The following is a 22859-nucleotide window of genomic DNA, read 5'->3' on the forward strand; positions in this document are numbered from 1 at the left end:
TAGGAGCGCAACGGACACGCTGTGTCGCGAATCACGAACTCAGCGTGGAGGTGAGGAAGGGTGCGGTCGACCGAAGAAGTCGTCGAGTCCCTGCGGCAGGCCCTCGTGGGCGCCGGTGTCGTCCTGCCGTCCCTGTGCGTCGATCCGGTGACCGGCGCGAGTGACGAGCCGTTCGCCCTGGTCGACCTGGGGCGGTGCAACGTACGGGTCGCGGAGCGGCTGGCGTCGGTGGTGCGGGGCGAGCGGCCGGCCGTCGGCACGCATGCCGTGGACGCGAGGGACGGGCGCGTTGGGGAGGTGATGGGGCACGTGGGCGGCCATGTGCAGTTGAGGCCGGTCGCGGGGGGCCGGGAGTGGGACTGCCCGCAGGCGTCGGTGGCCGTGGCGCGGCCGGAGGAGGTGCTGAAGGCGCGGCTGCGCAGGACGAACCGCGAGAGTGCGCACCCCTGAGGGCGTCGCCGTCCGCGTGGTTCAATGACCGCATGGGGGAGGACCGTGTGTCTCTGGGACCGCTGGAACTGACCGACGGCCGTTGGGGGGTCGGGGACGCCACGCAGGCCGGCGCCCACTGGGTGGAGTTCCGCCCGGAAGGGCTGCACCAGCGCGAGCCGGGCTCCGAGGGGCAGTTGGTGCCGTGGTCCAGGATCATGAACGGCATCAGGATCACCTGGGGCAAGCACCCCTGGAACACGAACACCAGGGGCCAGTACACGCTGAGGGGCATGGTCGCCTCGCGTGACGGCGGCTGGTTGCACATGACGCTGCGCCACCCCTATGAGGACCACCAGCTGCGCTTCGATCAGCACACCCGCCCCTACCGGGCGGTCGACGCGCTCCGGCTGGAAGCCCTGTTGCGGCAGCTCACCGATGACGGGACGCTCCAGCTCCTCGGCGACCCGGACTGGGTGGGGCGTGCCGCGGCGCACCTGGCCGGCGGGGAGAACCGCCGGGTCACCGGCCGTTCGCTGCGGCAGGCGGTCACGGAGGCCCTGGCGGCGGCCGGTCCGGTCGGCGCCTGACGGATCACGCGGGCGGCCAGGTGCGCAGGGCCGTGTCGGCCACCCGCTGGAGGTCCTCCCGGGTGGCGCCGCCGGTGGCCTGTACGGAGATGCCGTTGGCGAAGGTCATGAGGTACCGGGCGAGGTGCAGGGGGTCCGTGCCGGGCGGCAGGTCGCCGTCGTCGACGGCCTGCCGGAACCGGTCGCGGAGTTGGCCGACGCCCCCTTCACGCCAGTCGGCGAGCAGGTCGCGGGCGGTGCGTCCGGTCTCGCCGGCGGCGAGTGAGCCCTGGACGCCCAGGCAGCCGGACGGGCAGTCGGGGCGGGTGCTGACCTGGACGGCACCCCTCAGGAACGCGGTCGCCACCTCGCGGGCGGTCGGCTCCCGCAGGGCGCGGGCGACGTAGGAGGCGGGGCCCTCCTCGTAGCGTTCGAGCGCCTTGCGGAACAGGTCCTCCTTGTTGCCGAAGGCCGCGTACATGCTGGTGCGGGTGATGCCCATGGCGCCGGTCAGGTCGGTGAGGCTGGCGCCCTCGTAGCCCTGCTCCCAGAAGACCCGCATGGCCTTCTCCAGCGCCTCGTCGGCGTCGAATCCCCTCGGCCGGCCGATCGACCCCTTCTGTCGCGTCTCCATGGCCTCAGTCTACTCCTTCCGTATCGATCGGTACGGATGTGCTACGGTCGATTTCAGTACCGATCGGTACGGAATCTCTGGAGGTCTTTGACCATGGGACAGCTCGAAGGCAGGACGGCCGTCGTCACCGGCGGCGGCACGGGGATCGGCCTGGCCAGTGCGGTGCGGCTGGCGGACGAGGGCGCGCACGTGTTCATCACCGGGCGGCGCAAGACCGCGCTGGACGCGGCCGTGGAGATCATCGGTGCGGAGCGGGTCACGGCGGTGGCCGGTGACGTCTCGGACCCGGCCGACCTGGACCGGCTCTACGACGCGGTCCGCGCCCGCGGCCGGGGGCTCGACGTGGTCTTCGCCAACGCGGCGACCGCGTCCCTCGTGCCGCTGGCGGAGATCACCGCGGAGCGGTACGAGGAGATCTTCGGCGTCAACGTGCGGGGCACCCTCTTCACCGTGCAGAAGGCGCTGCCGCTGCTCAACGACGGCGCCTCGGTGATCCTCAACGCCTCCACCGCCGCCGACAACGGCGCGGAGGCGTTCAGCCTGTACGCCGCCTCCAAGGCCGCCGTCCGGACCTTCGCGCGGGGCTGGGCCAACGAACTCAAGGGCCGGGGCGTGCGGGTCAACGCGATCTCACCCGGCCCGGTCGACACCCCCGGGATCACCAACCTCTTCGGCGAGTCGAACGCGCCCACCGTCCACACGAAGCTCGCCGGGGACACCGCCATCGGCCGGATGGGGCGCCCCGAGGAGGTCGCCGCCGTGGTGGCCTTCCTCGCCTCGGACCAGAGCAGCTTCGTCCTCGGCGCCAACTGGTACGTCGACGGCGGCGAGAACCAGATCTGACCCGGCGGGCGGGAGCGGGCGTTCAGCCCCCGGCCGGTCCCTGCGGCATCACGATGCGGTCGACCGCCGCCGTCACCAGGCGGTCCCGCTCCTCCTCGGTGAACACGTCCGGCAGCGTGAGCCGTTCGACGATCAGCCAGTTCAGGGCGAGCATGAGCAGCTTGACGGCCATGGCGTCGCCGGGGAGGCCGGACGCCTCGTGGTGGGCGACGTTGGCGGCGACGTCCTCGCGGACGCGTTCGGTCAGCACCGCGCGCAGCTCGGGGCGCCGGGTGGCCTCCAGGCGCAGTTCGAGCAGGGCGAGGTAGCCGGTGCGGAACCCGGCGACCCGGTCGACCAGTTCGCGCATCAGCCGCACGTAGGTGTCACGGTCGCGAGGGGCCGTGCGCTGGCGTGCGAGGGCGGCCTCGCCCGGGTGCAGCCGCTCGTAGACGCGGGCGCCCGCCTGGGTGAGGAGGTCGTCGCGGTTGGCGAAGTAGTTGGACGCGGTGCCGGGCGGGACGGCGGCCTCCGTGTCCACCGCCCGGAAGGTCAGGCCCCGGGCGCCCTGCGCGGCCAGTACCTCGATCGCCGCGTCGACGAGGGCGGCGCGCCGCTGGTCGTTGCGTCTCACCACGTCAGAAGCCGCCCATCGGCTCGATGTCCACCCGTACCGGCGTGCCCCACACCCGCAGCACCTCGTAGTCCGTGAACTCGTGGACGAGCCGGTACGCCATCGCCGCGTGCGGTCCGCGCAGTTGGGCCGCGATGTACAGCTCGGCCTCGCGGCGGTCGCGGCGCGGGGTGCCGCACAGCTGCCACGTCTGGCCGGTCCACTGCTCGGGCAGCCAGCGCTGCTGGGGCTGCGGCCGGTCGCCCCGGACGCCGTAGCGGGACTGGACCGGCTCGGCGGGCCGGGCCGGCAGCGGTCCGCCGCTGTACTCGGCGCGGCGGGCCGTGCGCCGGCGGGTCTCGCACAGCAGGCACAGGTCGGGGGCGGCACTGTCGACCGGCCCGTTCGGGTGCTCCGGGCAGCGGGTGCTGGGGGCCGTCGTGGTGACGCTCTCCTCCAGCTGGTCCAGCGCACGCTTCAGGTCCGCGCGGACCTCGTGCAGCTTGGCCTCCGGGGTGTCGGTGGTCAGGGCCTCGCCGTGCTCACCGAGGAGGCGCAGGGCGCGGCCCAGGGCGGTCAGCTGGGCGTGGTTCATGTCCTTCAGAATCGCACACGGCGCGGACCGCCCCGGGCCCCCGGCCGACCGGAGGCGGCGCGGCCGGTCAGCCGAGCGCCGCCGCCAGCGCCGCCCGCAGGTGGCCGCCGGACTCCGCCAGCAGCCGGGCGGCCGTCGGGCCGTCCACGTCGGCCAGCAGGACCAGGATCGCGTTCTTGACCTCGCCGTCGGTCGCGGTCAGGGCCCGCTCGATGTCGTCGTCGGCGGCCCCGGTGGCGAGCGCGACGATACGGCGCGAGCGGGCCCGCAGCTTCTCGTTGGAGGCGCGGACGTCCACCATCAGGTTCCCGTACGTCTTGCCGAGCCGGATCATCGTGATCGTCGACAGCATGTTCAGGACCAGCTTCTGCGCCGTGCCCGCCTTCAGCCGCGTCGAGCCGGTGAGCAGCTCGGGCCCGGTGACCACCTCGATGCCGTGCTCGGCGGCGGCGGCCAGGGCGCTGTCCCGGTTGCAGGCGAGGCCGACGGTCAGGGCACCGAGCGAGCGGGCGTACTCGACGGCGCCGACGGCGTACGGGGTGCGGCCGGAGGCGGAGACGCCGACCACCGTGTCGTCGGCGGTCAGCGCGAGGGCCTCCAGGTCGGCGCGGGCCAGCTCGGGGGAGTCCTCGGCGCCCTCGACGGAGGTCACCATGGCGTCCGGGCCGCCCGCGATCAGGCCGACGACCTGCCCGGGGGCGGTGTTGAAGGTGGGCGGGCACTCGGAGGCGTCCAGCACGCCGAGCCGTCCGGCGGTACCGGCGCCCGCGTAGACCAGCCGCCCGCCGCGCGCCATGCGGACGGCCACGGCCTCGATCGCGGCGGCGATCTCCGGCAGCCGCTCGGCGACGGCGGCGGCCACGGTGGCGTCCTCGCCGTTCATCAGCCGCGCGATGTCGAGTGTGTCCAATTGGTCGATCTCGGCCAGCTCCGGCCGGAACGCCTCGGTCGTCAACGTCTCCAACTGGGAACGCAGATTGGGGTGATGGGGGGTGGAGGTCATCAGGATGCAGCCCTTTTCAGCTTACGGTGGCTGTAGATACCCAGGGGCGCGGGGAACTGCGCGACCAGCCACACTCGGCCCGCAGCCGCCTACAATGATCAAGCCCTACGGTCCCCCGCCCCCGCGCGGAGCGCCCCGTGCCGATGCGCCAACGCCTCGTAAGACGCCGCCAAAGCCGGCGCGGCCGACTCGTAGATCCGCTGCGCCACTCCCACGAACAGGCAGTCCACCACCAGCAGCTGGCTGGTCCGGGACGACATCGCCGCCGGCCGCAGCTCGCTCTCCCGGGCGGTGGACGTGGTCAGCACGTGGTCGGCGTACTGGGTGACGGAGCTGTCGGGGCGCCCGGTGACGGCGATGGTCGTCGCGCCCCGTTCGAAGGCGACCCGCAGCGGTTCGATGACGTCCCCGGTCGAGCCGGAGTGCGTGATGGCCACGGCCACGTCCCCCGCGCGCAGCTGCACCGCGTTGGTGACGGCGAGGTGCGGGTCGCCCGGCGCGTGGGCTATGAGCCCTATGCGCAGCATCTTCTGGGTGAGATCCTGGGCGACCAGGTTGGAGGCGCCGATGCCGTACACGTCGGTGCGCCGGGCGGCGGCCAGTGCGGCGACGGCCGCGCCGAGCTGGACGGTGTCCAGACCGGCGGCCGTGTCCGCGAGGGTCTGCTGCTCGTCGTAGGCCAGCTTGGCGACCACGTCGGCGATCGGGTCGTCGACCGCGATGTCCGTCGTGATGGCGGGCGCGCGGCCGGACTGCTGCTGGGCGGCGAGCCCGGCGAGGGCGAGGCGCAGGTCCCGGTAGCCGGGGTAGCCGAGCAGCCGGGCGGTGCGGACGACGGTCGCCTCGCTGGTGCCGGTCAGCTCGGCCAGGCCGGTGACCGTGAGGGCCGCGCAGCCGGCCGGGTCGCCCGCGACGGCCTCGGCGACCCGCTGCATGGACCGGGTCATCGACGGCGCCAGGGTGCGGACCTTGGCCGCGAGGGCGGCGGGCGCGGGCGGCGCGGGTGGCGCGCTCCCGCCTCCGGCGGCGCGGCGGCTCCCGGAGGCGTTCGCGAAAGTTTCCTTCACTTCATCGGTCACTCATGAAAGATATTTTCGTTTCGGTCCGCGGGTCAAGAGTGCGCACAATGGGTGCATGAACCCCATCAGCCCCCTGGAGCAGGCCCTGCATGCCGCACGCGCCCTCGTGCTCGCCGACCTGGTGGCGGGCGAGGTCGCCGAACCGGACGTCGTCTCGCTGGTCGAGGAGTCCGTCGTGCAGCGGCGCTGGTGGGTCGAGCAGTGGCCCGAGGGCGCGGAGTTCGTCGCCGGGCTGGTCGCGCAGGACGTGCAGGACGCCCTGCTGGAGCGGTACGGCCGCTGGCCGCTGTGCCCGGTGTGCGGCACCGGCGACCCGCACGCGCTGGACGTCGAGCCGGAGCTGGGCCCCGACCCGCACTGGGTGTGCGGCAAGGCCGGCGTGAAGGTCGCGGCCGTCGGCTCGCTGGGCGCGGCCGCCGGCGGCGCCTCCTCATGAGGACCCTCCGATGACCCTCTACATCGACCCGCCGACCTGGCCGGGCCACGGCCGTCTCTGGTCCCACCTGGTCAGCGACGTCTCCTACGCCGAACTGCACGCCTTCGCCGAGGCCCTGGGCGTGCCGCGCCGCGCCTTCGAACGCGACCACTACGACCTGCCCGCCCACCGGTACACCGACGCGGTGTCCGCCGGCGCGCTGGAGGTCAGCAGCCGCGAGGTGGTCCGGCTGCTGCACGGGGCGGGACTGCGCCGCCGCAAGGGGGCCGCCCGTACCGCCCCGGGTGCTCAGCCGCGCAGCTCGTAGGCGAACTGCCCGGCGCGCTCGCCGCCCTCGCCGCCCTCACCGGTCCCACCGGTCGCACCGGTCGCACCGGTCTCGGCGAAGTCCCCGGCGACCCGGGTGAACCCGGCGCGGACGATGACCGCCTGCGACGCCGTGTTCTCCGGCTCGGTCGTCGCGCGCACGGACGTCACCGTCTCCCGCCCCAGCGCCCACGCGGACAGCGCGCGCAGTGCCTCGGTCGCGTAGCCGTTGCCCCGGGCCGCCTCGACGAGGTCGTAGCCGATCTCCACCCGGCCCTCCTCGTCCGGCACCCCGTGGAAGCCGATCCCGCCGACGGCGCGCCCGTCCTCGCGCCGGACGAGGACGAAGACCCCCCACACCGGGCGGTGGACCCCCGTCTCGTAGGCCTTCACCAGCATGCCCGCGGCGTCCCGGGTGCCCTGGAAGGGCCCGCCGTCGACCCAGGCGAAGCCGCCGTCGCCGCCCGCGGCGAGGTCGGTGGCGGCGGCCGGCGTGAGGCCCTGGAGGGTGAGCCGCTCGGCCGGGATCACCAGGTTGTTGCGCCAGCGCCACTCGGTGACCGGGGCGCGTCCGGGCAGGTCGCCGCGGCCGGTGGCCCACAGCAGGGTGCGCCAGGGGTCGGCGTCGGGCCGCACGTGCGGGAAGAGCCGGGCGAGGAGGTCCGCGCAGCGCTCGGCGGGCGGTTCGTAGGTCAGTCCGAGACCTTCGGCGATGTCGTGCGTGTGCAGGAACACCTCGGTGATCCCCATCGCGGCGAAGCCCTCGCGGTCCGCGCTGCGGAAGGGGTACGGGTGGAAGGCCCGGACCTCGCGCGGGGTGGTGCGGACGGCGGCGGCGAGCAGCGCGCCGGTCGTCTCGATCACCTGGAGGACGCCCTCGTTGTCGGCGGGGTCCAGGCCGTCGTCGCCGCCGTCCAGGGTGATCTCGAACGGCACGTACGCCTCGGTGGCGCGTCCGGCGAGCTGCCCGGCGTAGGCGATGAGGTCGCTGGCGACGTGCTCCGCCGTGTACCGGCAGTCCCATGCGAGCCGTCCGGCCCGTGTCGCGCGCCAGTCCCGGTCCGTCGCCGTCCGCAGCAGCGCCACGGCGCCCGCGACGGCCTCCTCCACCTGATCCCCGCCCATGCTTCGCATGCCGGGCAGGCTAGACGTCCGGGGTGTCCGGCAGCGACAGCATTTCCAGCTCGCCGGTGAGGTTGTGGCGGGCGGTCGCCTCCCACTCCCGCCGTCCGTACGGGGTGTGGAACAGGACGGGCAGGTCGAGGAGTTGGCGCAGGACCGCGGCCCGGCCCTCGCGGAACGCCTCGTTCGGCACGAAGTGGTACTCCTCGCGCACGGCCGCCGTGTACGCCGCGTACGCCGACGGCGGCGAGGCGAGGATCGCCAGGTCCGCGTCGCACAAAACCTGCCCGTCGCGGTCGTCGGCGGCCGGGGCGTGCGTCACGGTGAGCCGCACCAGCCGGGCCACCTCGGCGGTCCGCGCCGCCGGCACCCCGGCCTCGGGCAGGGCGCGTTCGGCGAGCCGGGCCGAGCGCTCCTCGTTCTCGGACCGGTCCGGCCGGTAGACGGCGTCGTGGAACCACGCGGCGAGCCGCACCACGTCCGCGTCGTCGGCGTGCTGGGCCAGTACGTCGACGTGGTCCAGGACCGCCGTGAGGTGCGCCAGGGTGTGGTAGCGCCGCTGGGGCTCCTGCCAGCGGGCGAGCAGATCGTCGGCGTACGGCGCGGGGTCGGGACCGGGGACGGCGGCGGCGCGCGTGCCGGGGGCGGCGCCGGGCGCGGCGCCGGGCGAGGTACCGGAGGCGGCGCCGGGGGCGGTGGCTCCCGCCAGGGCGCGGGCGAAGCGGGAGCGCAGGGCGTCGAGGTCGGCCATGGGCGCATTCTTCCAGATAATGTTCGTGATAGCTTCTAACCGAAGTGCTCGCGTTCCCGGCGGGTGGCCGGGCGAACTCGAAAGGCGGCGGGCGGACCATGCCGGAGGCGCGCACCAGCACCCCGCGCGAGCGGTACCGCACCCAGGTGCGCGCGGAGATCAAGGAACACGCGTGGGAGCAGATCGCCACGGCGGGCGCCTCCGCGCTCTCCCTCAACGCGATCGCCAAGCGGATGGGCATGAGCGGCCCCGCGCTCTACCGCTACTTCGACGGCCGCGACGAGCTGATCACGGAACTCATCCGGGACGCCTACCGCAGCCAGGCCGACGCCTTCCGGGCGGCCGCCGAGGCCGGTGCCGACCTGGCCGGTCTCGCGCACGCCCTGCGCGCCTGGGCACTGGACGACCCGCAGCGCTACTTCCTCATCTTCGGCACCCCCGTCCCCGGCTACCGGGCGCCCGACGACATCACCGGGATCGCCGCCGAGACCATGGCGGTCATCGTCGACGCCTGTGCCGCGCTGCCGTCCGGACCGGCGCCGCAGGGCGCCGCCGGCGCGTTCGACGCACACCTGGAGGCCCACCGGCACTGGGCGGGCGACCGCCCGGTGCCCTCCGCCGCGCTCCGCCGGGCCCTGTCCTTCTGGTCCCGGCTGCACGGCGTCCTGTCGCTGGAACTCGCCGGCCAGTTCACCGGCATGGGATTCGACCCCGCACTTCTCTACGCGGCCGAACTGGAGGACCTGCTCGGGCCCTAACGTGGAGCCATGACGACTCCCGCAGACCTGCGCGACGTACGCGACCCCGAGCTGCCCGGCCGACTGCTGACCCTCGAACGCGACGCACTGGTGCCCCTGCTGCGCTCCCGCGCGGACGCGGACTTCGCACTGCCGGTGGTCGCGTGTCCGGGCTGGACCGTGCGCGACGTGCTGGCGCACTGCTCCAGCGCCCTGATCCGGGTGGTGGAGCGACGCTTCGAGAAGGGCGTCTTCTCGCCCGAGTCCAACGACCGCGACATCGCCGAACGCGCCGACTGGAGCAACGCCCGGGTCGTCGACGAACTGGAACGGGGCATGACCGAGGCGGGCCCGGTGATCGCCCGGTCGGACGGCCGGCTGGACGCCGTCGCCCTGGGCGAGTGGGTGCACGCCGGTGACGTACGGGTGACCCTCGGCGAGCCGGGGGCGTACGCGGGGCGCGGGCTGCCGGAGGCGCTCGCGCTGCTCGGCGCGATCACCCGGGCGCGCGGTCACGTGCCGCTCCACGCCGACCTGGACGACCTCGACGAGCCGCTGAAGCTGGGCGAGGCGAGCGGCGAGCGGCCGCCGGGCCGGTACATCGGCGACGGTCCCACCCTGCTGCGGCTCTACGCGGGCCGACCCCTGGACGGCGCGGCGGCGTACGAGCTGGCCGGGGTGGAGGCGGCGGAGCTGAACATCTTCGGCGACTGAGCGGCGGCGCGGGACCCCGGGCCTGCCGTTGGGGCGTAGTCTTGGATTGGACTAGACCTGTAGCAGGCCGACGAATGGGGTCCCATGAGCAAGCGTGCAGTCCTGGAGGTGATCGCCCTCGACGTCGAGGACGCGGTCGCCGCCCAGGCCGGAGGCGCGGATCGCCTCGAACTGGTCACCGACATGGCGGCCGACGGACTCACCCCGTCGGCCGCGACCGTCGCCGCGATCCGTGCCGCCGTCGACATCGACGTACGGGTGATGCTCCGGCTCGCGGACGGGTTCGCCGCCGGGGACGTCGAGCGTCTGGCACGCGTCGCCGACGAGATGCGGGAGGCCGGGGCCACGCAGTTCGTACTGGGGTTCCTCGACGCGGAGGGCGACGTGGACCTCGGCGCGGTGGAGCGGATCGCCGAGGTGCTGGACGGGTGCCGGTGGACCTTCCACCGCGCGATCGACCGCGCCGCGAACCGCGACGCGCTGCGCAAGCAGCTCGCGGACTTCCCCGGCCTGGACACCTATCTGACGGCCGGGGCGGCCGGTGGCGTGGACGACGGCCTGACCGTGCTGCTCGCGGAGGCGCGGCGGCGGGGGGAGCCGGGGTACGAGCAGCAGCTGCTGGTCGGCGGCGGACTGCGGCTCGACCACGTGCCGGGTCTGCTGGACGCGGGGATCGACGGCTTCCACATCGGCGGCGCGGCGCGGCCCTCCGGGTGGGCGGGGGCGGTGTCGGCGGACGCGGTGTTGGAGTGGCGGCGGGTGCTCGGGGGATGAGCGGTGCACCTGGGCTGGTGCTCGCCGGGGGGGTGGGGACGCAGCCCGGCGTGGCGGGGTGCCTCCCCCAGTGCCTGAACGGCCTGGGAGGTACCCCCACCGCCCACCCGTGCCGCCCCAGCGGCACGACTGCCCGCAGCGGCGGCGGGCGACTGCCCGCAGCTACGCCAGTTGCGGTGGCAGGCCCGTCGTGTGGGTCACGATGAGGCCCGAGACCGCTCGGGTCAGGGCCACGTACAGGCGGCGCAGCCCCGTCCGTTCGTCCGGCTCGCCGTCGACCACCGCCTGCGGCTCGTCCAGGACCACGTAGTCGTACTCCAGGCCCTTGGCCAGCGAGGCCGGGACCAGGGTCAGGCGGGTGGCGTGGGTGGTCTCCTCGCCGGGGCCCACATGGCCGATCCCGGCCGCCGCCAGGGCCGCCGCCAGCTCCGGCACCCGCGCGTCCGCGGCGATCAGGCCGACCGAGCCCTCCCGCTCCAGCAGCTCACGGCAGGCCGCCACCACGTCGGCCGCCCCGTCCGGGGCCGTACGGATGTCGAAGAAGCCCGGGTTCTCGCGGATCGACGCGACCGGCGTCAGCCCCGGCGCGATGTGCGGCAGCAGCCGGGAGGCGTACGCGATGACGTCCGTCGGCACGCGGAAACCGGCCGTCAGCTCCTCGACCACCGCCTCGCCCTTGCCCAGGTGCCCCAGCGCCTGGGCCCAGCTCCGGGTCGCCCACGGCGTCGTGCCCTGCGCCAGGTCGCCCAGCACGGTCGCCGAGCCGGTGGTGCAGCGCCGGCCCACCGCGCGGTACTGCATGGGGGACAGGTCCTGCGCCTCGTCCAGGACCACGTGCCCGAGCGAGTGGGTGCGCTCGATCAGGTCGGTCGCCTCGTCGATCAGCACGGCGTCGGCCGGTGACCACTTCGCGGACTTCACCGAGCGGGCCGGCTTCACCCACAGCACCGCCTTCCGCTCGTCCTCGGTCAGGACCCCCTCGGCGTGCTCGGCGAGGAAGTCCGCGTCGGTGAGCAGCCGCAGCACCAGCTTCGCCGGGTCGACCTGCGGCCAGACCGACTTCACCAGCGCCTTCACGGCCGCGTTGCGCGCCACCGCGTTCTGCACCCGGTCGTCCGGCGCCTCGCCCGCCCGCTCCATCTGCACCAGCACCGCGTGCGCGATCCGCTGCGGCAGCGCCTCGCGGGCGGCGCCGTAGCGGATGTCCCGGGCGAGCAGCTCGCGGACGATCTCCTCCAGCTCGTGCACCGGCACCCGCCAGCGGCGCGAGCCGCGCACCACGACGACGCCCTCGGCGGGCGGAGTGACATGGGAGTAGAGGGCCCGGCGCAGCACTTCCGCCATCCGGGCGTCGCCCTTGATCACCGCCGTCGCCGCCTCGTCCGTGCCGCGCACCTCGACGTGGGCGACCAGGTCGTCCACGGTGGCCTGGCGCACCGTCAGCTCGCCGAGCGCCGGCAGCACCTGCTCGATGTAGTGCAGGAAGGACCGGTTCGGGCCGATGACCAGCGTGCCCGTGCGGGCCAGGCGCTCGCGGTGCGCGTACAGGAGGTAGGCGACGCGGTGCAGGCCGACGGCGGTCTTCCCGGTGCCGGGGCCGCCCTGCACGCAGACCGAGCCGGCCAGCCCGGCGCGCACGATCTCGTCCTGCTCGGGCTGGATCGTCGCCACGATGTCCCGCATCGGTCCGACGCGGGGCCGCTCGATCTCCTGCTGGAGCAGCCTGCTGGTGGTCGCGGCCTCGGCCGGGTCGAGGAGGTGCTCGTCCTCGTACGCGGTCAGGTCGCCGCCGGTGTAGCCGAAGCGGCGGCGCAGCGAGACGTCCTGCGGGTCCTTCTTCGACGCGCGGTAGAACGGCTGGGAGACCGGCGCCCGCCAGTCGATCACCATCGGGTCGCCGTCCGCGTCGTGCACGTGCCGCCGCCCGACGTAGAAGCGTTCCCCTTCCCCGCCCTCCGCCTGCTCGGCGCCCGGGGCGTGCAGGTAGTCGAGCCGGCCGAAGAACAGCGGGGTCTCGCTGAGGTCCGCGAGCGCCTTGATGCGCTGCTCGATCTGCGCCTCCAGCACCGCGGCGTTGACCCAGTTCGCGGTCACGTCGGTGATGTCGAGGGACTCGACGTCCTCGCGCATGGCGCGCAGCGCGGAGCGGGACGCGGCGAGGTGGGAGCGCTCTTTGGAGAGGGGGTCGTCGTGGCCGGGCGTGGACAAGGGGGTGCCTCCGGATGACCTGCGGTGTGGTGGGCGCGCTGTCGGCGCGCGACGAACCGACCGGTTTCCGTCCGGACGGCGGCCTTCCGTGGGGAGGCGGGCAAGAGCGGAGATTCTAGGGGAGCGGGGGTGGCGCGGGCCAACCGTTTTTCGCGGTCCCGGGACCGACCCGTGGTCGACCCCTAGGGGATCACGTCATCCGCGCTGGGGGATGCGCTCCCTCCAGGGTCGTAGCCGAGGCGGGCGGGGATTGGGTCCGCAGACCGATGCCGGTCGGGGGTGGGCGGTCGCACCATGGAGACATGAGCGCAGCAACCATCTCCCCCGCCCCGGCACCGGGCCGCGCGTCCGGTGCCACGCCCGTGGCCGGCAGCCACCGGCACCGGCTCGGTGACACCCTGCGCGCCGTCAGGGTGTTCGCGGGCGCCGCCTTCGACGTCGTCGTCCTCGGCGAGTACGGCGAGGAGGCCGGCGTCCGCCGCCGCTGAGCGTCAGCCGAGGACCTCGTCCGCGTCCATGATCCGGTAGGCGTAGCCCTGTTCCGCCAGGAAGCGCTGGCGGTGGGCGGCGAAGTCCTGGTCGAGGGTGTCGCGGGCGACGACCGAGTAGAAGTGCGCCTGGTGGCCGTCGGCCTTCGGCCGCAGCACCCGGCCCAGGCGCTGGGCCTCCTCCTGCCGCGAGCCGAACGTGCCCGACACCTGGATGGCGACCGTCGCCTCCGGCAGGTCGATCGAGAAGTTCGCGACCTTCGACACGACGAGCACGCTGATCTCGCCCTGCCGGAAGGACTCGAAGAGTTTCTCCCGCTGGGCGTTGGACGTCTCGCCCTTGATGACCGGCGCGCCCAGGTGCTCGCCCAGCTCGTCCAGCTGGTCGATGTACTGGCCGATGACGAGGATCTGCTGTCCGGCGAACCGCCGCACGATCGCCTCCGTCACCTTCCGCTTGGTGTCGGTCGTCGCGCAGAAGCGGTACTTCTCCTCCGCCTCGGCGGTGGCGTACGCGAGCCGCTCCGAGTCGGTGAGGTTGACCCGGACCTCCACGCAGTCGGCGGGCGCGATGTAGCCCTGCGCCTCGATCTCCTTCCACGGCGCGTCGAACCGCTTCGGCCCGATCAGGGAGAACACGTCCGACTCGCGGCCGTCCTCCCGCACCAGGGTCGCGGTCAGGCCGAGCCGGCGCCGGGCCTGGAGGTCGGCGGTGAACTTGAAAACCGGCGCGGGCAGCAGGTGCACCTCGTCGTAGACGATCAGCCCCCAGTCCCGGGAGTCGAACAGCTCCAGGTGCGGGTAGACGCCCTTCCGCCGGGTGGTCAGCACCTGGTACGTGGCGATGGTGACCGGCCGGATCTCCTTGCGGGTGCCGCTGTACTCGCCGATCTCGTCCTCGGTCAGCGAGGTGCGCTTGACCAGCTCGTGCTTCCACTGCCGGGCGGAGACGGTGTTGGTGACCAGGATCAGCGTCGTCGACCTGGCCTGCGCCATCGCACCCGCGCCGACCAGCGTCTTGCCCGCGCCGCAGGGGAGCACGACGACACCGCTGCCGCCGTGCCAGAAGTTCTCCACCGCCTGCTTCTGGTACGGGCGCAGCGCCCATCCGTCCTCGGCCAGGTCGATCGGGTGCGCCTCGCCGTCGACGTACCCGGCGAGGTCCTCGGCCGGCCAGCCCAGCTTCAGCAGCGTCTGCTTGATCTGCCCGCGCTCGGAGGGGTGCACGGCCACCGTGTCGGCGTCGATGCGGGTGCCGACCAGCGGCGCGATCCGCTTCGACTTCAGGACCTCCTCGAGGACCGGCCGGTCGGTGGTCGTCAGGACCAGGCCGTGCGCCGGGTGCTTGGAGAGGGTGAGGCGGCCGTAGCGGTCCATCGTCTCGGCGATGTCGACCAGCAGCGCGTGCGGCACCGGGTAGCGGCTGTACTCGACGAGGGCGTCCACGACCTGCTCGGCGTCGTGGCCCGCCGCCCGCGCGTTCCACAGGCCCAGCGGGGTCACCCGGTAGGTGTGGATGTGCTCCGGCGCCCGCTCCAGTTCGGCGAACGGCGCGATGGCCCGACGGCAGTCGGCGGCCTGCTCGTGGTCGACTTCCAGGAGCAGGGTCTTGTCGGACTGGACGATCAGCGGACCATTCACGGGCGGCACCCTTTCGCGTGCGTACGGCCGGACGACGGCTCGGCCAAACGTCAAGTGTGCCTGATCGCGGCGCGGGGCCTACAGGAGAGCGATGCTGATGTTGTTGATGAGCGGCCCCTCCACCGCCGCGGCCTTCGGCGCGAGCGCCCCGAACAGCGCCGCCGCGGTGATCAGGGCGGCGACGGAGACGGCGACGGCGGAGCGGGCGGTGGAACGGTCGGGACCGGGGGCGGGGGTCTTGCCGCGCATGGGGGGCCTTTCGGGGTTCTCGGCGAAGGTCTCGGCGGGGGTGGCGGGCCGGGCCCGGAAGGGCTGGGGGTCCGGCCCGCCGGAGGATGGCGGAAGGGGGACGGTCAGAGGGTGAGGCCCCCACCGAGGTCGATGCCGACGGCGGCGGCCTCGGCGGCGAACGCCGCGATCAGTGCCGCGGTGGAGGTCAGGACGGTGGCGACACGGCGAACGGCAGTACGCATCGGGTTCTTCCTTTCGGTTGGTTTGCAGGGCACCCGGTGGCTGCCCGACCGCCCGTGACCCGATGCGGAATATGAAAAAAGCTCCCTCTCAGGTGCGAATCACCCGGCGTGGCGTGCATGAACCACCGCGTACACCCGAAAGTGCGCCGCGCGTCGTACACGGGGGCCGTACACGTGTCTCGTAACGCGTGTGCCGTACGCGTGTCTCGTACGTCGGTGCCGTACGCCGGTTCAGCCCGCGTCGTCCGCCAGCTCGGCCACGCCCGTGACCCGGTGCAGCGGGTAGGTGCGCACCTCGTCCGCCGTGTGGTCGTACGCCGTGACGAAGCCGCCCTCGACCCGGATCGGCGCGATCACGCGCTGGCTGGCGGCGCCCTCGGCGTTCACGTAGCCGATCCACAGCGCCTCGCCGGTCAGGACCGCCGCCTGCATCGTGGCCAGCGTCTCGGCCGCGCCCGTGCGGGGCAGCGTGCCGCCCGGCGCTCCGCCCCCGCCGCCGTTCCCCTCGTCGCCGGGGCCCGGCTTGCGCGGGGTCGTGGAGGCGAGGTCACCGGCGCGCACGGCGCGGAGCGCCGCCGCCAGGAGTGTGTCGTCGGGCGCCGGCGGACCGTCCGGGACCGGCTCGGGGGCGGCCCGCGGCGGGGTGCGGCGGGAGTCCGCGCGGGCGATCAGCACGTCGCCCGCGGCGGACTCGGCGGCCGGCGCGAACCCGATCGCGCGCAGCCCCTCGAGCAGCGCCGCCGGGTCGGCCTGCGCGGCCAGCACGGTGGGCGCGAGACGGCGCAGGCCGAGGGCGGCGGCCCGCTTGTCGGCGAGGATCTCGTCCAGCGTCGCGTCGTCGTCGCAGCGCACGTACGCCGAGGCCGCGCCGACCCGCAGCCGCCCGTGCCGCCGGGCCACGTCGTCGATCAGGTACGTCAGGGGCTGCGGCACCGGCGTACGGGAGTGCCGGGCGAGGAACGCGTGCAGGTCGGCGGCGCTCCGGCCGGCGTCCAGCGCCCGGCGTACCGAACCCGGCGTGAACCGGTAGACCGTCGCCCCGCCCTTGGACTCCACGTCCGCGAGCACCCCCAGCACGTCGGCCAGCTCCGGCTCCAGCGGCCCCGGCGCCACCGCCGTCAGGTCGGCCTGGAGCAGCACGTGGTCCAGCGGTTCGGGGAAGAGCGGGGCGAGCAGCCGGGCGGCGGTCGCGGTGGCCGCGGCCCGTTCGGCGGGGCTCGGGGGAGCGGACACCGGGGGCGTGCGGTGGTGGTGGACGGGGAGCTTGTCGCCCGGACCCTCCGGTCCCCCAGGCCCCTTGGCCGCCGGGCGGGGTGCCTCGGGCGCGCCGATCAGGGCCCGCCCCGGTGCCGCGAGGGCGCCGCGCCCGGTGACGCCCAGCAGCTCGGCCTCGGACAGCGTCCACCGGGCGATCCGGCTGCGCAGGTCGTCGTCCCGCGCCTCGCCGGACCCGGTCTCCCGCTCCTGCCGCGGGCCGCGCAGCGGGCGCTCCCAGCGCAGCCGGGCCAGCACCGACTCCGCGACGGGCGAGGCGCCCTCGGGCAGCCCCGCCAGCAGGGCCAGCACCCGGTGCCGCACCTCCGGCGCCGCCGAGCGGTCCAGGTTCGGGCCCAGCGCCGAGAGCGTGCGGTCCTTCGCGTCCCGCCCGCCGACCACGCCCGGCGTCCGGGTGGCCGTCAGCCACGTCCCGGCGAGCCGCGCCCAGCGCTCGGCGGGCGGCAGCTCGCGCCACTCGTCGTACGCCGGGGTCGCCGCGTACCGCTCGTCGGCCTCCCCGTCGGAGGCGATCAGACCGGCACCGTAGGCCAGTTCGACCCAGAAGGCGGCGACCGGCTCGGGCAGGTCCAGGGCGACGGCGGTCCGCTTCAGGTCGCGCACGCTCAGACCGCCGGCCCGCAGTACCGACGGGCCGCCCTCGTCCCACTCCTTCAGCAGCTCGTCGACGGTCGCCAGCGCCGCCAGGGCCTGCCCGGCCGCGGTGGCGTCCACCACCTGTGGACGGTGCGTGGCGGCCGCCTCCACCGGCGGCGGCACCGGCTCGGGCGCGCGGTGCGCCCGGCCCGCGCGCAGGTGCAGGGCGACCTCGCGGGGCAGCACGACCGTGCCGGGCGCGGTCGGCAGCAGCAGGCCGCGGTCCAGGAGTGCGCGCAGGTGCGCGGCGGGGTCGTGGGTGACCTGGCCGTACGGCGGCCCCCACACCAGCCGGTCCAGCACCTCCCGGGACTCCGCGGGCAGCGCCGCCAGGAGCGCGGCCATCCGCCGCCGGTCGGCGAACAGGGCGCCGAGCGCGGACACGGCGGAGACCGAGTCGTGGGTCGAGGGCAGTCCGGCGGCGGCGAGGATCTCCTGGATCCGGCCCGGGGACATGCCCGCCGTCGCCTCCCGCACGGTGGGGCCGAGCCCCGTCGGGGACGGGTGCTGCGGGGAGGGCGCGAGCAGCTCTCGGGCGGTGCGCACCAGCCGCAGCCGGTCGTCGGCGCCCCACACCAGCGCCTGTTCGCGCAGCAGGGCGGCGGCCCGGGGCAGCGCGGCGGCGACGGCCGGGTCCTCCTCGTCACCGGCCATCAGGCCGAGCAGTTCGCCGTACGACGCCGGGTCCGGCGCCACGGCCAGCGCCTCGGCCGTCTGGAGCGTGAACCGGTCGAGGCGCTCCAGTGCCCGCACCACGGAGGCGCGGGTGCCGGCGCGGGTGGCGAGCTGGGTGAGGTCCGTCGGCACGGGCGTGATGAGGTCGGGGCGACTGCGCAGGAGGGCGGCCAGCGAGACGTCGTCCCTGACGCGGAGCGCTTCCGCGAGGGACCGGGGGGCCGCGGACTTCTCCTCGGTGCTCATCCGGCCCACGTTAGCGGGTGGGTCGGACGGCGGGGGTGCGCGTGCGCCGGTGCGGTGCCGTCGGCCGGGCGGGGAGGATTCGGTACCTTCGTCCGACGGGGTACGACAGGGCACGACGGAGTACCACAACGCACCGCCCCGGAGGGGAACGTGGGGATCGAGAGCGACCAGGTCGTCTTCGAGTATCTGAGCCGCGTCGGCGACGTGGCCCAGCAGCGGCAGCTGCCGTCGGCCACCCGGATGCGCCTGGTGTCGGAGCTGCGCAACGAGATCGACCGGCACCGGGCGAAGACCACCGTGGACAGCCCCGCCGCGGTGCGCCGCATCCTGGACCGGCTCGGCGAACCCGACGACATCGTCACCGCGGCGGGCGGCACCGGCACCGGCGCCGTACGGCAGCAGGGCGCGGCGCCGTCGCCCACCGCCGTGCCCGAGCAGCGGGACACCGGGCCTCGCGCCACCCCGCGGCGCAAGGGCCGGCGCCGCCCCGTGCCGGAAGCCCCGGCCGCGCCGGAGGCCGCCGTGCCGCCCCACCTGGCGGGCGCGCGGGAACTGGGGGACGTCGGTGAGGGCCAACCCGACTGGTGGCGCGTCGACGACGGCCCCTTCGCCGGCGGGGGCCTCGGCGACAGCGTGCCCGGGTTCACCGGCGGCGTCGAGATCCCGGAGCTGCTCAGGCGACCGCCGGGCCCGGCGGACGAGGCGGAGCGGCCGGACACCCCCACCGGGAAGACGCCGGACGCCGCGGCCCCGGCGCAGGCCGACGACCCGGCGGCCGGAACAGGGGGCCGGGGCAAGGTCCGCCGGCTGCCCCGCGTGTGGCCCGAGGGCGGCTGGAACAACCCGCTCCTGCTGCTCGCCGCGGCCCTGCTGCTCGTCGGCGCCGTGCTCGGCAGCCTCGTCCCCCTCGGCCTGGGCTGGCTGATCGCCTACCTCTCCCGCCGGCTGACCCCGGCCGAGTCGAAGTGGGCCGTCCTGGGCCTGCCCGGCACGGTCGTCGCCGCGGGCGTGGTCTGGCTCTGGGGCCGCACCGAGGGCCGCTGGGGCGACCCGGTCGCCGAGGGCCACATGAACGACGCGATCGCCGACACCTGGCCCTGGGTCCTGCGCACCGCCGCCGTCGCCACCGCCCTCTACCTCCTCTGGCGCTCCCGCCGCCCACGCGGCTGACGGGGCCCTTCGGCAGCCGAGTCGTTCGTGACTGCCCGCGCCACGTCCGTCGCCCCCTCCCCGAGTCCGTGGCCCCGGATGCTCGGCGGGGCGCGTCACGGTGGCCGCACCAGGGGGCTCCGCCCCCTGGACCCCCGGCCTGTGCCCACTCACCACCCGACTCGGTGGGCTGAAAAGAGAACGCCCGGGGCGACGGTACGACCCGGGGCGGAAGGCGGCGCCCGCCCTGGGTCCCGGCCCCGGGAGGGCACGGACGACCCGGGGGCTGCCGGCGACGGCACCCCGGGCGACGGCCCCCTGGGGACACGAACGGCCCGGGGCCGAAGGACGCGGCGCCCCTGGGTCCCGGCCCCCGCCCGACCGCCCGGCGCCCGACGGAGCCCGCGGCCGGCCGGGCCCGTCGGGCGCCCGGCACAATGGGGGGCATGGCTTCCACGAACCGTCCCGCGCCCACCGTCGGTTTCGACCTCGACATGACGCTGATCGACTCGCGGCCCGGCATCCGTGCCTGCTACCTCGAACTGAGCGCGCGCACCGGGACGTACGTGGACGCCGACCTGGCCGTCACCCGGCTCGGGCCGCCGCTGGCCGAGGAGCTGGCGAACTGGTTCCCGGCCGGGGAGATCGAGGCCGTCGCCGACCTGTACCGGGAGATCTACCCGGAGTACGCGATCGAGCCGACGCTCGCGCTGCCCGGCGCCCGCGAGGCCGTCGCCGCCGTGCGCGAGGCGGGCGGCCGGGCGATCGTCGTCACCGCGAAGTACGAGCCGAACGCGAAGCTGCACCTCGCGCACCTCGGCATCGAGCCGGACGCCGTCATCGGCGGCCTGTGGGCCGAGCAGAAGGCCGTCGCGCTGCGCGAGCACGACGCGGACGTCTACGTCGGCGACCACGTCGGCGACGTCCGCGGCGCCCGCGCCGCCGGGGCCCGCTCGGTGGCCGTGGCCAGCGGACCGTGCGACGCCGGGGAGCTGCGCGCGGCGGGCGCCGACGTGGTCCTCGCCGACCTCACCGCGCTCCCGGAGTGGCTCGCGGCCTACCGGGACGGCGAGGGCGACGCCGAGGGGCTCGACGCGGCGCGCGCCTGACGCCGCCCGGCGGCGATCGACCGGAGCACCCCGGCACCGGCGACCAGGAAGCCCACTCCCATCAGCATGCTCAGTCCGAACATGTAGGTGGGAAACGGCGTCGTGCCCAGCAGCAGCGGGGCCACCGTGACCAGAGTGGCCACGGCGCCGACGAAGAAGACGATCGCACCGGCGCGGATCAGTCGGTCACCGGGCGCGGCGGAATTCATTTGGGTTTGTTCACGCACCCGACCAGGGTAGTTCCCAGGCCTGGAGAACAGCCGGGGGACGTCTTGTCACCCGTCCGATCACCATTAGCCTGGGTACCGGCGGGTCAGGACGACCCGCCCGAGTGCTATCAAGAGCCGTTTCCGAGCACATTTCCGAGCAGTTTCCGACGAGTACGAGGACGAGGACAGACGTGCCTACCGGCAAGGTCAAGTGGTTCAACAGCGAGAAGGGCTTCGGCTTTCTCTCCCGCGACGACGGCGGTGACGTCTTCGTCCATTCCTCGGTCCTCCCCGCCGGAGTCGAGAGCCTGAAGCCGGGACAGCGCGTCGAGTTCGGCGTCGTCGCCGGACAGCGCGGGGACCAGGCCCTGTCGCTCGCCCTGCTCGACCCGGCCCCCTCGGTCGCGGCCGCGCAGCGCAAGAAGCCGGACGAGCTGGCCTCCATCGTGCAGGACCTGACGACGCTCCTGGAGAACATCACGCCGATGCTGGAGCGCGGCCGCTACCCCGAGAAGACCGCGGGCAAGAAGATCGCCGGGCTGCTCCGCGCGGTCGCGGACCAGCTCGACGTCTGATCCCCCAGGGCCCGGCCGTCCTACGGGAACGCCAGCGCGTCCGGGCCGAGGGCCGGTACGAGTCCCTCGGCCGCCGCGCGGGTCAGCAGGCCCCGGATCGCCGCGTAGCCGTCCTCGCCGAGGTCGGCGGTGAACTCGTTGACGTACAGCCCGATGTGCTGGTCGGCGACGGCCGGGTCCATCTCCTGCGCGTGCTCCATGACGTACGGCCGGGAAGCCTCCGGGTCGTCCCAGGCCGCGCGGACCGAGGCGCGCACCGCGTCCGCGAGCCGGGTCAGCGTCGGCTCGCCCAGCGAGCGCCTGGCGATGATCGCGCCGAGCGGGATCGGCAGCCCGGTGGTGTGCTCCCAGTGCTCGCCCATGTCGGCGAGCTTGTGCAGCCCGTAGTTCTGGTACGTGAAGCGCGCCTCGTGGATCACCAGTCCCGCGTCGACCTTCCCGTCCCGCACGGCCGGCATGATCTCGTGGAAGGGCATGACGACGATCTCGCCCACCCCGCCGGGCACGGTGTCCGCCGCCCACAGCCGGAACAGCAGATAGGCCGTCGACGTCTCGCTGGGCACCGCCACCGTGCGCCCGCGCAGGTCCGCGTCCGCCTCCCGGGTCAGCACCAGCGGCCCGCAGCCCCGGCCCAGCGCGCCGCCGCACGGCAGCAGGGCCCAGTCGTCGAGGACGTACGGCAGCACGGCGTACGACACCTTCAGCACGTCGGACTCGCCGCGCTCGGCCATGCCGTTGGTGACGTCGATGTCCGCGAAGGTCACGTCGAGGGAGGGGGCGCCCGGCACGCGGCCGTGGGCCAGGGCGTCGAAGACGAAGGTGTCGTTCGGGCAGGGGGAGTACGCGATCCGCAGGGGCGCGGCGGCGTCAGCAGTCATGTCGGTCATGTTCGTTCCAACTCGTGAGGGCGGGGGCGAGCTTCCCGAAGGCGTCCGTCAGTGCCGCGAGTGCCTCGCCGATGCGCCAGGCGGCGCGGTCGCGCGGACCGACCGGGTTGGAGACCGCGCGCAGTTCCAGCACCGGCACGCCGTGCGCGGCGGCGGCCTCGGCGACACCGAAACCCTCCATCGCCTCGGCCAGGGCCGCCGGGTGGCGGGCCCGCAGCAGCGCGGCGCGTTCCGCGGTACCGGTGACGGTGGAACCGGTCAGGACGGTGCCGGGCCGGGCCCCGGTCGCCGCGGCGACGGCGCGGACCAGCGGGGCCGGCGGCAGGTGGGTGACGGTGCCGAAGCCGAGGTCGGTGACCGGCAGGAAGCCGTCGGCGGTCTCGGCGCCCAGGTCGGCCGCGGTGATCGCGTCGGCGACCACGAGCGAGCCGACGGGCGCGTCCGGGGCGAAGCCGCCGCCGATGCCGGCCGACACGACCAGGTCGTAGGGCGTGCCGTCGAGGGCCGCGGCGGTCAGCGCGGCGGCCGTGGAGGCGGCGGCGCGGCCCGGGCCCACCCCGGCGGCCAGCAGGTCCCAGCCGTCCGGCAGCCGGTGCAGGACGATGCCCGGACGGGGCACCTCGGCGCCCGGCGCCGGGAACGCCCGAGCCACCGCGTCCCGTTCGACGGGGACCGCGGTGGCCACGAGAAGGTGCACGGAGGAC

26 protein-coding genes are annotated in these 22859 nt (G+C 74.7%); 12 read left to right on the forward strand and 14 right to left on the reverse strand.

Translation table 11 applies throughout. The annotated features are described in order from the left end of the window. The first annotated feature begins 60 nt into the window (after positions 1-60). Entirely contained in the window at positions 61-450 is a 390-nt protein-coding gene (locus B9W62_RS21495; RefSeq protein WP_087808692.1) for a hypothetical protein, read from the forward strand. A gap of 32 nt (positions 451-482) precedes the next feature. Next, positions 483-1019 (forward strand): hypothetical protein, encoded by a 537-nt coding sequence (locus tag B9W62_RS21500; protein WP_087808693.1) that lies wholly within the window; start codon positions 483-485, stop codon positions 1017-1019. A 4-nt stretch (positions 1020-1023) separates the two neighbouring features. Here B9W62_RS21500 and B9W62_RS21505 read toward each other — a convergent pair whose 3' ends face one another. Continuing rightward, positions 1024-1632 carry a TetR/AcrR family transcriptional regulator gene (locus tag B9W62_RS21505; protein WP_087808694.1) on the reverse strand — a complete coding sequence of 203 codons (609 nt, stop codon included), beginning with the start codon at positions 1630-1632 and terminating at the stop codon, positions 1024-1026. A 93-nt stretch (positions 1633-1725) separates the two neighbouring features. On the opposite strand from B9W62_RS21505, the gene B9W62_RS21510 reads away from it, so the two are divergent. Beyond that, entirely contained in the window at positions 1726-2475 is a 750-nt protein-coding gene (locus B9W62_RS21510; RefSeq protein WP_087808695.1) for an SDR family NAD(P)-dependent oxidoreductase, read from the forward strand. A gap of 22 nt (positions 2476-2497) precedes the next feature. Here B9W62_RS21510 and B9W62_RS21515 read toward each other — a convergent pair whose 3' ends face one another. The 4 genes from B9W62_RS21515 to B9W62_RS21530 form a co-directional block, all read right to left on the reverse strand. After that, a complete protein-coding gene (locus B9W62_RS21515; protein WP_087808696.1) occupies positions 2498-3091 on the reverse strand; it encodes a TetR/AcrR family transcriptional regulator in 594 nt (197 codons plus the stop codon). A gap of 1 nt (position 3092) precedes the next feature. Next, entirely contained in the window at positions 3093-3662 is a 570-nt protein-coding gene (locus B9W62_RS21520; protein ID WP_087808697.1) for a hypothetical protein, read from the reverse strand. Between the two features lie 67 nt (positions 3663-3729). Beyond that, complete coding sequence (gene murQ / locus B9W62_RS21525) at positions 3730-4665, reverse strand: N-acetylmuramic acid 6-phosphate etherase (RefSeq protein ID WP_087808698.1); 936 nt, start codon at positions 4663-4665, stop codon at positions 3730-3732. A gap of 98 nt (positions 4666-4763) precedes the next feature. After that, positions 4764-5744 carry a MurR/RpiR family transcriptional regulator gene (locus B9W62_RS21530; RefSeq protein ID WP_179235595.1) on the reverse strand — a complete coding sequence of 327 codons (981 nt, stop codon included), beginning with the start codon at positions 5742-5744 and terminating at the stop codon, positions 4764-4766. A 55-nt stretch (positions 5745-5799) separates the two neighbouring features. Here B9W62_RS21530 and B9W62_RS21535 point away from each other — a divergent pair, with 55 nt between their 5' ends. Further along, positions 5800-6180 (forward strand): hypothetical protein, encoded by a 381-nt coding sequence (locus B9W62_RS21535; protein ID WP_087808700.1) that lies wholly within the window; start codon positions 5800-5802, stop codon positions 6178-6180. A gap of 10 nt (positions 6181-6190) precedes the next feature. After that, the gene (locus B9W62_RS21540) at positions 6191-6487 is read left to right on the forward strand and encodes a DUF4031 domain-containing protein (RefSeq protein ID WP_087808701.1); all 297 of its coding nucleotides are present in this window, start codon (positions 6191-6193) and stop codon (positions 6485-6487) included. Here B9W62_RS21540 and B9W62_RS21545 read toward each other — a convergent pair. After that, positions 6469-7620 (reverse strand): GNAT family N-acetyltransferase, encoded by a 1152-nt coding sequence (locus B9W62_RS21545; protein ID WP_087808702.1) that lies wholly within the window; start codon positions 7618-7620, stop codon positions 6469-6471. The two genes, B9W62_RS21540 and B9W62_RS21545, sit on opposite strands and share 19 nt — an antisense overlap. A gap of 10 nt (positions 7621-7630) precedes the next feature. Further along, a complete protein-coding gene (locus tag B9W62_RS21550) occupies positions 7631-8359 on the reverse strand; it encodes an HD domain-containing protein (RefSeq protein WP_087808703.1) in 729 nt (242 codons plus the stop codon). A gap of 98 nt (positions 8360-8457) precedes the next feature. On the opposite strand from B9W62_RS21550, the gene B9W62_RS21555 reads away from it, so the two are divergent. The 3 genes from B9W62_RS21555 (at position 8458) to B9W62_RS21565 (ending at position 10584) form a co-directional block, all read left to right on the forward strand. Beyond that, the gene (locus B9W62_RS21555; RefSeq protein WP_087808704.1) at positions 8458-9117 is read left to right on the forward strand and encodes a TetR/AcrR family transcriptional regulator; all 660 of its coding nucleotides are present in this window, start codon (positions 8458-8460) and stop codon (positions 9115-9117) included. A gap of 9 nt (positions 9118-9126) precedes the next feature. Then, positions 9127-9810, forward strand: coding sequence for a maleylpyruvate isomerase family mycothiol-dependent enzyme (locus tag B9W62_RS21560; protein WP_087808705.1), 684 nt, complete (start codon positions 9127-9129; stop codon positions 9808-9810). 84 nt (positions 9811-9894) lie between these two features. Then, complete coding sequence (locus B9W62_RS21565; RefSeq protein WP_087808706.1) at positions 9895-10584, forward strand: copper homeostasis protein CutC; 690 nt, start codon at positions 9895-9897, stop codon at positions 10582-10584. Between the two features lie 162 nt (positions 10585-10746). On the opposite strand, the gene B9W62_RS21570 is transcribed toward B9W62_RS21565, so the two are convergent. Next, a complete protein-coding gene (locus B9W62_RS21570) occupies positions 10747-12792 on the reverse strand; it encodes a HelD family protein (RefSeq protein WP_087808707.1) in 2046 nt (681 codons plus the stop codon). 302 nt (positions 12793-13094) lie between these two features. Here B9W62_RS21570 and B9W62_RS21575 point away from each other — a divergent pair, with 302 nt between their 5' ends. Next, on the forward strand, positions 13095-13280 hold the full coding sequence (locus B9W62_RS21575; protein ID WP_179235596.1) for a hypothetical protein: 186 nt from the start codon (positions 13095-13097) through the stop codon (positions 13278-13280). Between the two features lie 3 nt (positions 13281-13283). On the opposite strand, the gene B9W62_RS21580 is transcribed toward B9W62_RS21575, so the two are convergent. The 3 genes from B9W62_RS21580 to B9W62_RS21595 all read right to left on the reverse strand — a co-directional run bounded on the left by B9W62_RS21580 (position 13284) and on the right by B9W62_RS21595 (position 18226). Continuing rightward, positions 13284-14921, reverse strand: a complete 1638-nt coding sequence (locus B9W62_RS21580; protein WP_087808709.1) for a DNA repair helicase XPB — start codon at positions 14919-14921, stop codon at positions 13284-13286. 78 nt (positions 14922-14999) lie between these two features. Further along, positions 15000-15170 carry a hypothetical protein gene (locus B9W62_RS21585; protein WP_087808710.1) on the reverse strand — a complete coding sequence of 57 codons (171 nt, stop codon included), beginning with the start codon at positions 15168-15170 and terminating at the stop codon, positions 15000-15002. Between the two features lie 455 nt (positions 15171-15625). Then, positions 15626-18226: a helicase-associated domain-containing protein gene (locus B9W62_RS21595; RefSeq protein WP_087808712.1), complete on the reverse strand. Its 2601-nt coding sequence runs from the start codon at positions 18224-18226 to the stop codon at positions 15626-15628. Positions 18227-18376: 150 nt separating this feature from the next. On the opposite strand from B9W62_RS21595, the gene B9W62_RS21600 reads away from it, so the two are divergent. Further along, positions 18377-19396: a hypothetical protein gene (locus B9W62_RS21600; RefSeq protein WP_087808713.1), complete on the forward strand. Its 1020-nt coding sequence runs from the start codon at positions 18377-18379 to the stop codon at positions 19394-19396. A gap of 425 nt (positions 19397-19821) precedes the next feature. Further along, a complete protein-coding gene (locus tag B9W62_RS21605) occupies positions 19822-20484 on the forward strand; it encodes an HAD family hydrolase (protein WP_087808714.1) in 663 nt (220 codons plus the stop codon). Here B9W62_RS21605 and B9W62_RS21610 read toward each other — a convergent pair. Further along, positions 20433-20711, reverse strand: a complete 279-nt coding sequence (locus B9W62_RS21610; RefSeq protein WP_087808715.1) for a hypothetical protein — start codon at positions 20709-20711, stop codon at positions 20433-20435. The genes B9W62_RS21605 and B9W62_RS21610 overlap by 52 nt on opposite strands. Positions 20712-20884: 173 nt before the next feature. Here B9W62_RS21610 and B9W62_RS41125 point away from each other — a divergent pair, with 173 nt between their 5' ends. Beyond that, on the forward strand, positions 20885-21268 hold the full coding sequence (locus tag B9W62_RS41125) for a cold-shock protein (RefSeq protein ID WP_003974650.1): 384 nt from the start codon (positions 20885-20887) through the stop codon (positions 21266-21268). A 20-nt stretch (positions 21269-21288) separates the two neighbouring features. On the opposite strand, the gene B9W62_RS21620 is transcribed toward B9W62_RS41125, so the two are convergent. Both B9W62_RS21620 and B9W62_RS21625 read right to left on the reverse strand, forming a co-directional pair. Then, positions 21289-22146 carry a 1,4-dihydroxy-6-naphtoate synthase gene (locus B9W62_RS21620; protein WP_087812015.1) on the reverse strand — a complete coding sequence of 286 codons (858 nt, stop codon included), beginning with the start codon at positions 22144-22146 and terminating at the stop codon, positions 21289-21291. Then, a complete protein-coding gene (locus tag B9W62_RS21625; protein WP_087812016.1) occupies positions 22136-22840 on the reverse strand; it encodes a futalosine hydrolase in 705 nt (234 codons plus the stop codon). Before B9W62_RS21625 ends, B9W62_RS21620 begins: the two co-directional genes overlap by 11 nt. Positions 22841-22859: the final 19 nt, after the last annotated feature.

Origin of the sequence: Streptomyces sp. CS113 (assembly GCF_002188365.1) — a bacterium.
In the GTDB taxonomy this organism is placed as follows: domain Bacteria; phylum Actinomycetota; class Actinomycetes; order Streptomycetales; family Streptomycetaceae; genus Streptomyces; species Streptomyces tendae.

Bases quoted from the DNA above. Each gene is read 5' to 3' on its own strand.
- B9W62_RS21500 (WP_087808693.1), top strand. From the start codon at position 483: ATGGGGGAGGACCGTGTGTCTCTGGGACCGCTGGAACTGACCGACGGC.
- B9W62_RS21505 (WP_087808694.1), bottom strand. From the start codon at position 1,632: ATGGAGACGCGACAGAAGGGGTCGATCGGCCGGCCGAGGGGATTCGAC.
- B9W62_RS21510 (WP_087808695.1), top strand. From the start codon at position 1,726: ATGGGACAGCTCGAAGGCAGGACGGCCGTCGTCACCGGCGGCGGCACG.
- B9W62_RS21520 (WP_087808697.1), bottom strand. From the start codon at position 3,662: ATGAACCACGCCCAGCTGACCGCCCTGGGCCGCGCCCTGCGCCTCCTC.
- murQ (WP_087808698.1), bottom strand. From the start codon at position 4,665: ATGACCTCCACCCCCCATCACCCCAATCTGCGTTCCCAGTTGGAGACG.
- B9W62_RS21535 (WP_087808700.1), top strand. From the start codon at position 5,800: ATGAACCCCATCAGCCCCCTGGAGCAGGCCCTGCATGCCGCACGCGCC.
- B9W62_RS21540 (WP_087808701.1), top strand. From the start codon at position 6,191: ATGACCCTCTACATCGACCCGCCGACCTGGCCGGGCCACGGCCGTCTC.
- B9W62_RS21545 (WP_087808702.1), bottom strand. From the start codon at position 7,620: ATGCGAAGCATGGGCGGGGATCAGGTGGAGGAGGCCGTCGCGGGCGCC.
- B9W62_RS21550 (WP_087808703.1), bottom strand. From the start codon at position 8,359: ATGGCCGACCTCGACGCCCTGCGCTCCCGCTTCGCCCGCGCCCTGGCG.
- B9W62_RS21555 (WP_087808704.1), top strand. From the start codon at position 8,458: ATGCCGGAGGCGCGCACCAGCACCCCGCGCGAGCGGTACCGCACCCAG.
- B9W62_RS21560 (WP_087808705.1), top strand. From the start codon at position 9,127: ATGACGACTCCCGCAGACCTGCGCGACGTACGCGACCCCGAGCTGCCC.
- B9W62_RS21565 (WP_087808706.1), top strand. From the start codon at position 9,895: ATGAGCAAGCGTGCAGTCCTGGAGGTGATCGCCCTCGACGTCGAGGAC.
- B9W62_RS21575 (WP_179235596.1), top strand. From the start codon at position 13,095: ATGAGCGCAGCAACCATCTCCCCCGCCCCGGCACCGGGCCGCGCGTCC.
- B9W62_RS21585 (WP_087808710.1), bottom strand. From the start codon at position 15,170: ATGCGCGGCAAGACCCCCGCCCCCGGTCCCGACCGTTCCACCGCCCGC.
- B9W62_RS21595 (WP_087808712.1), bottom strand. From the start codon at position 18,226: ATGAGCACCGAGGAGAAGTCCGCGGCCCCCCGGTCCCTCGCGGAAGCG.
- B9W62_RS21605 (WP_087808714.1), top strand. From the start codon at position 19,822: ATGGCTTCCACGAACCGTCCCGCGCCCACCGTCGGTTTCGACCTCGAC.
- B9W62_RS21620 (WP_087812015.1), bottom strand. From the start codon at position 22,146: ATGACTGCTGACGCCGCCGCGCCCCTGCGGATCGCGTACTCCCCCTGC.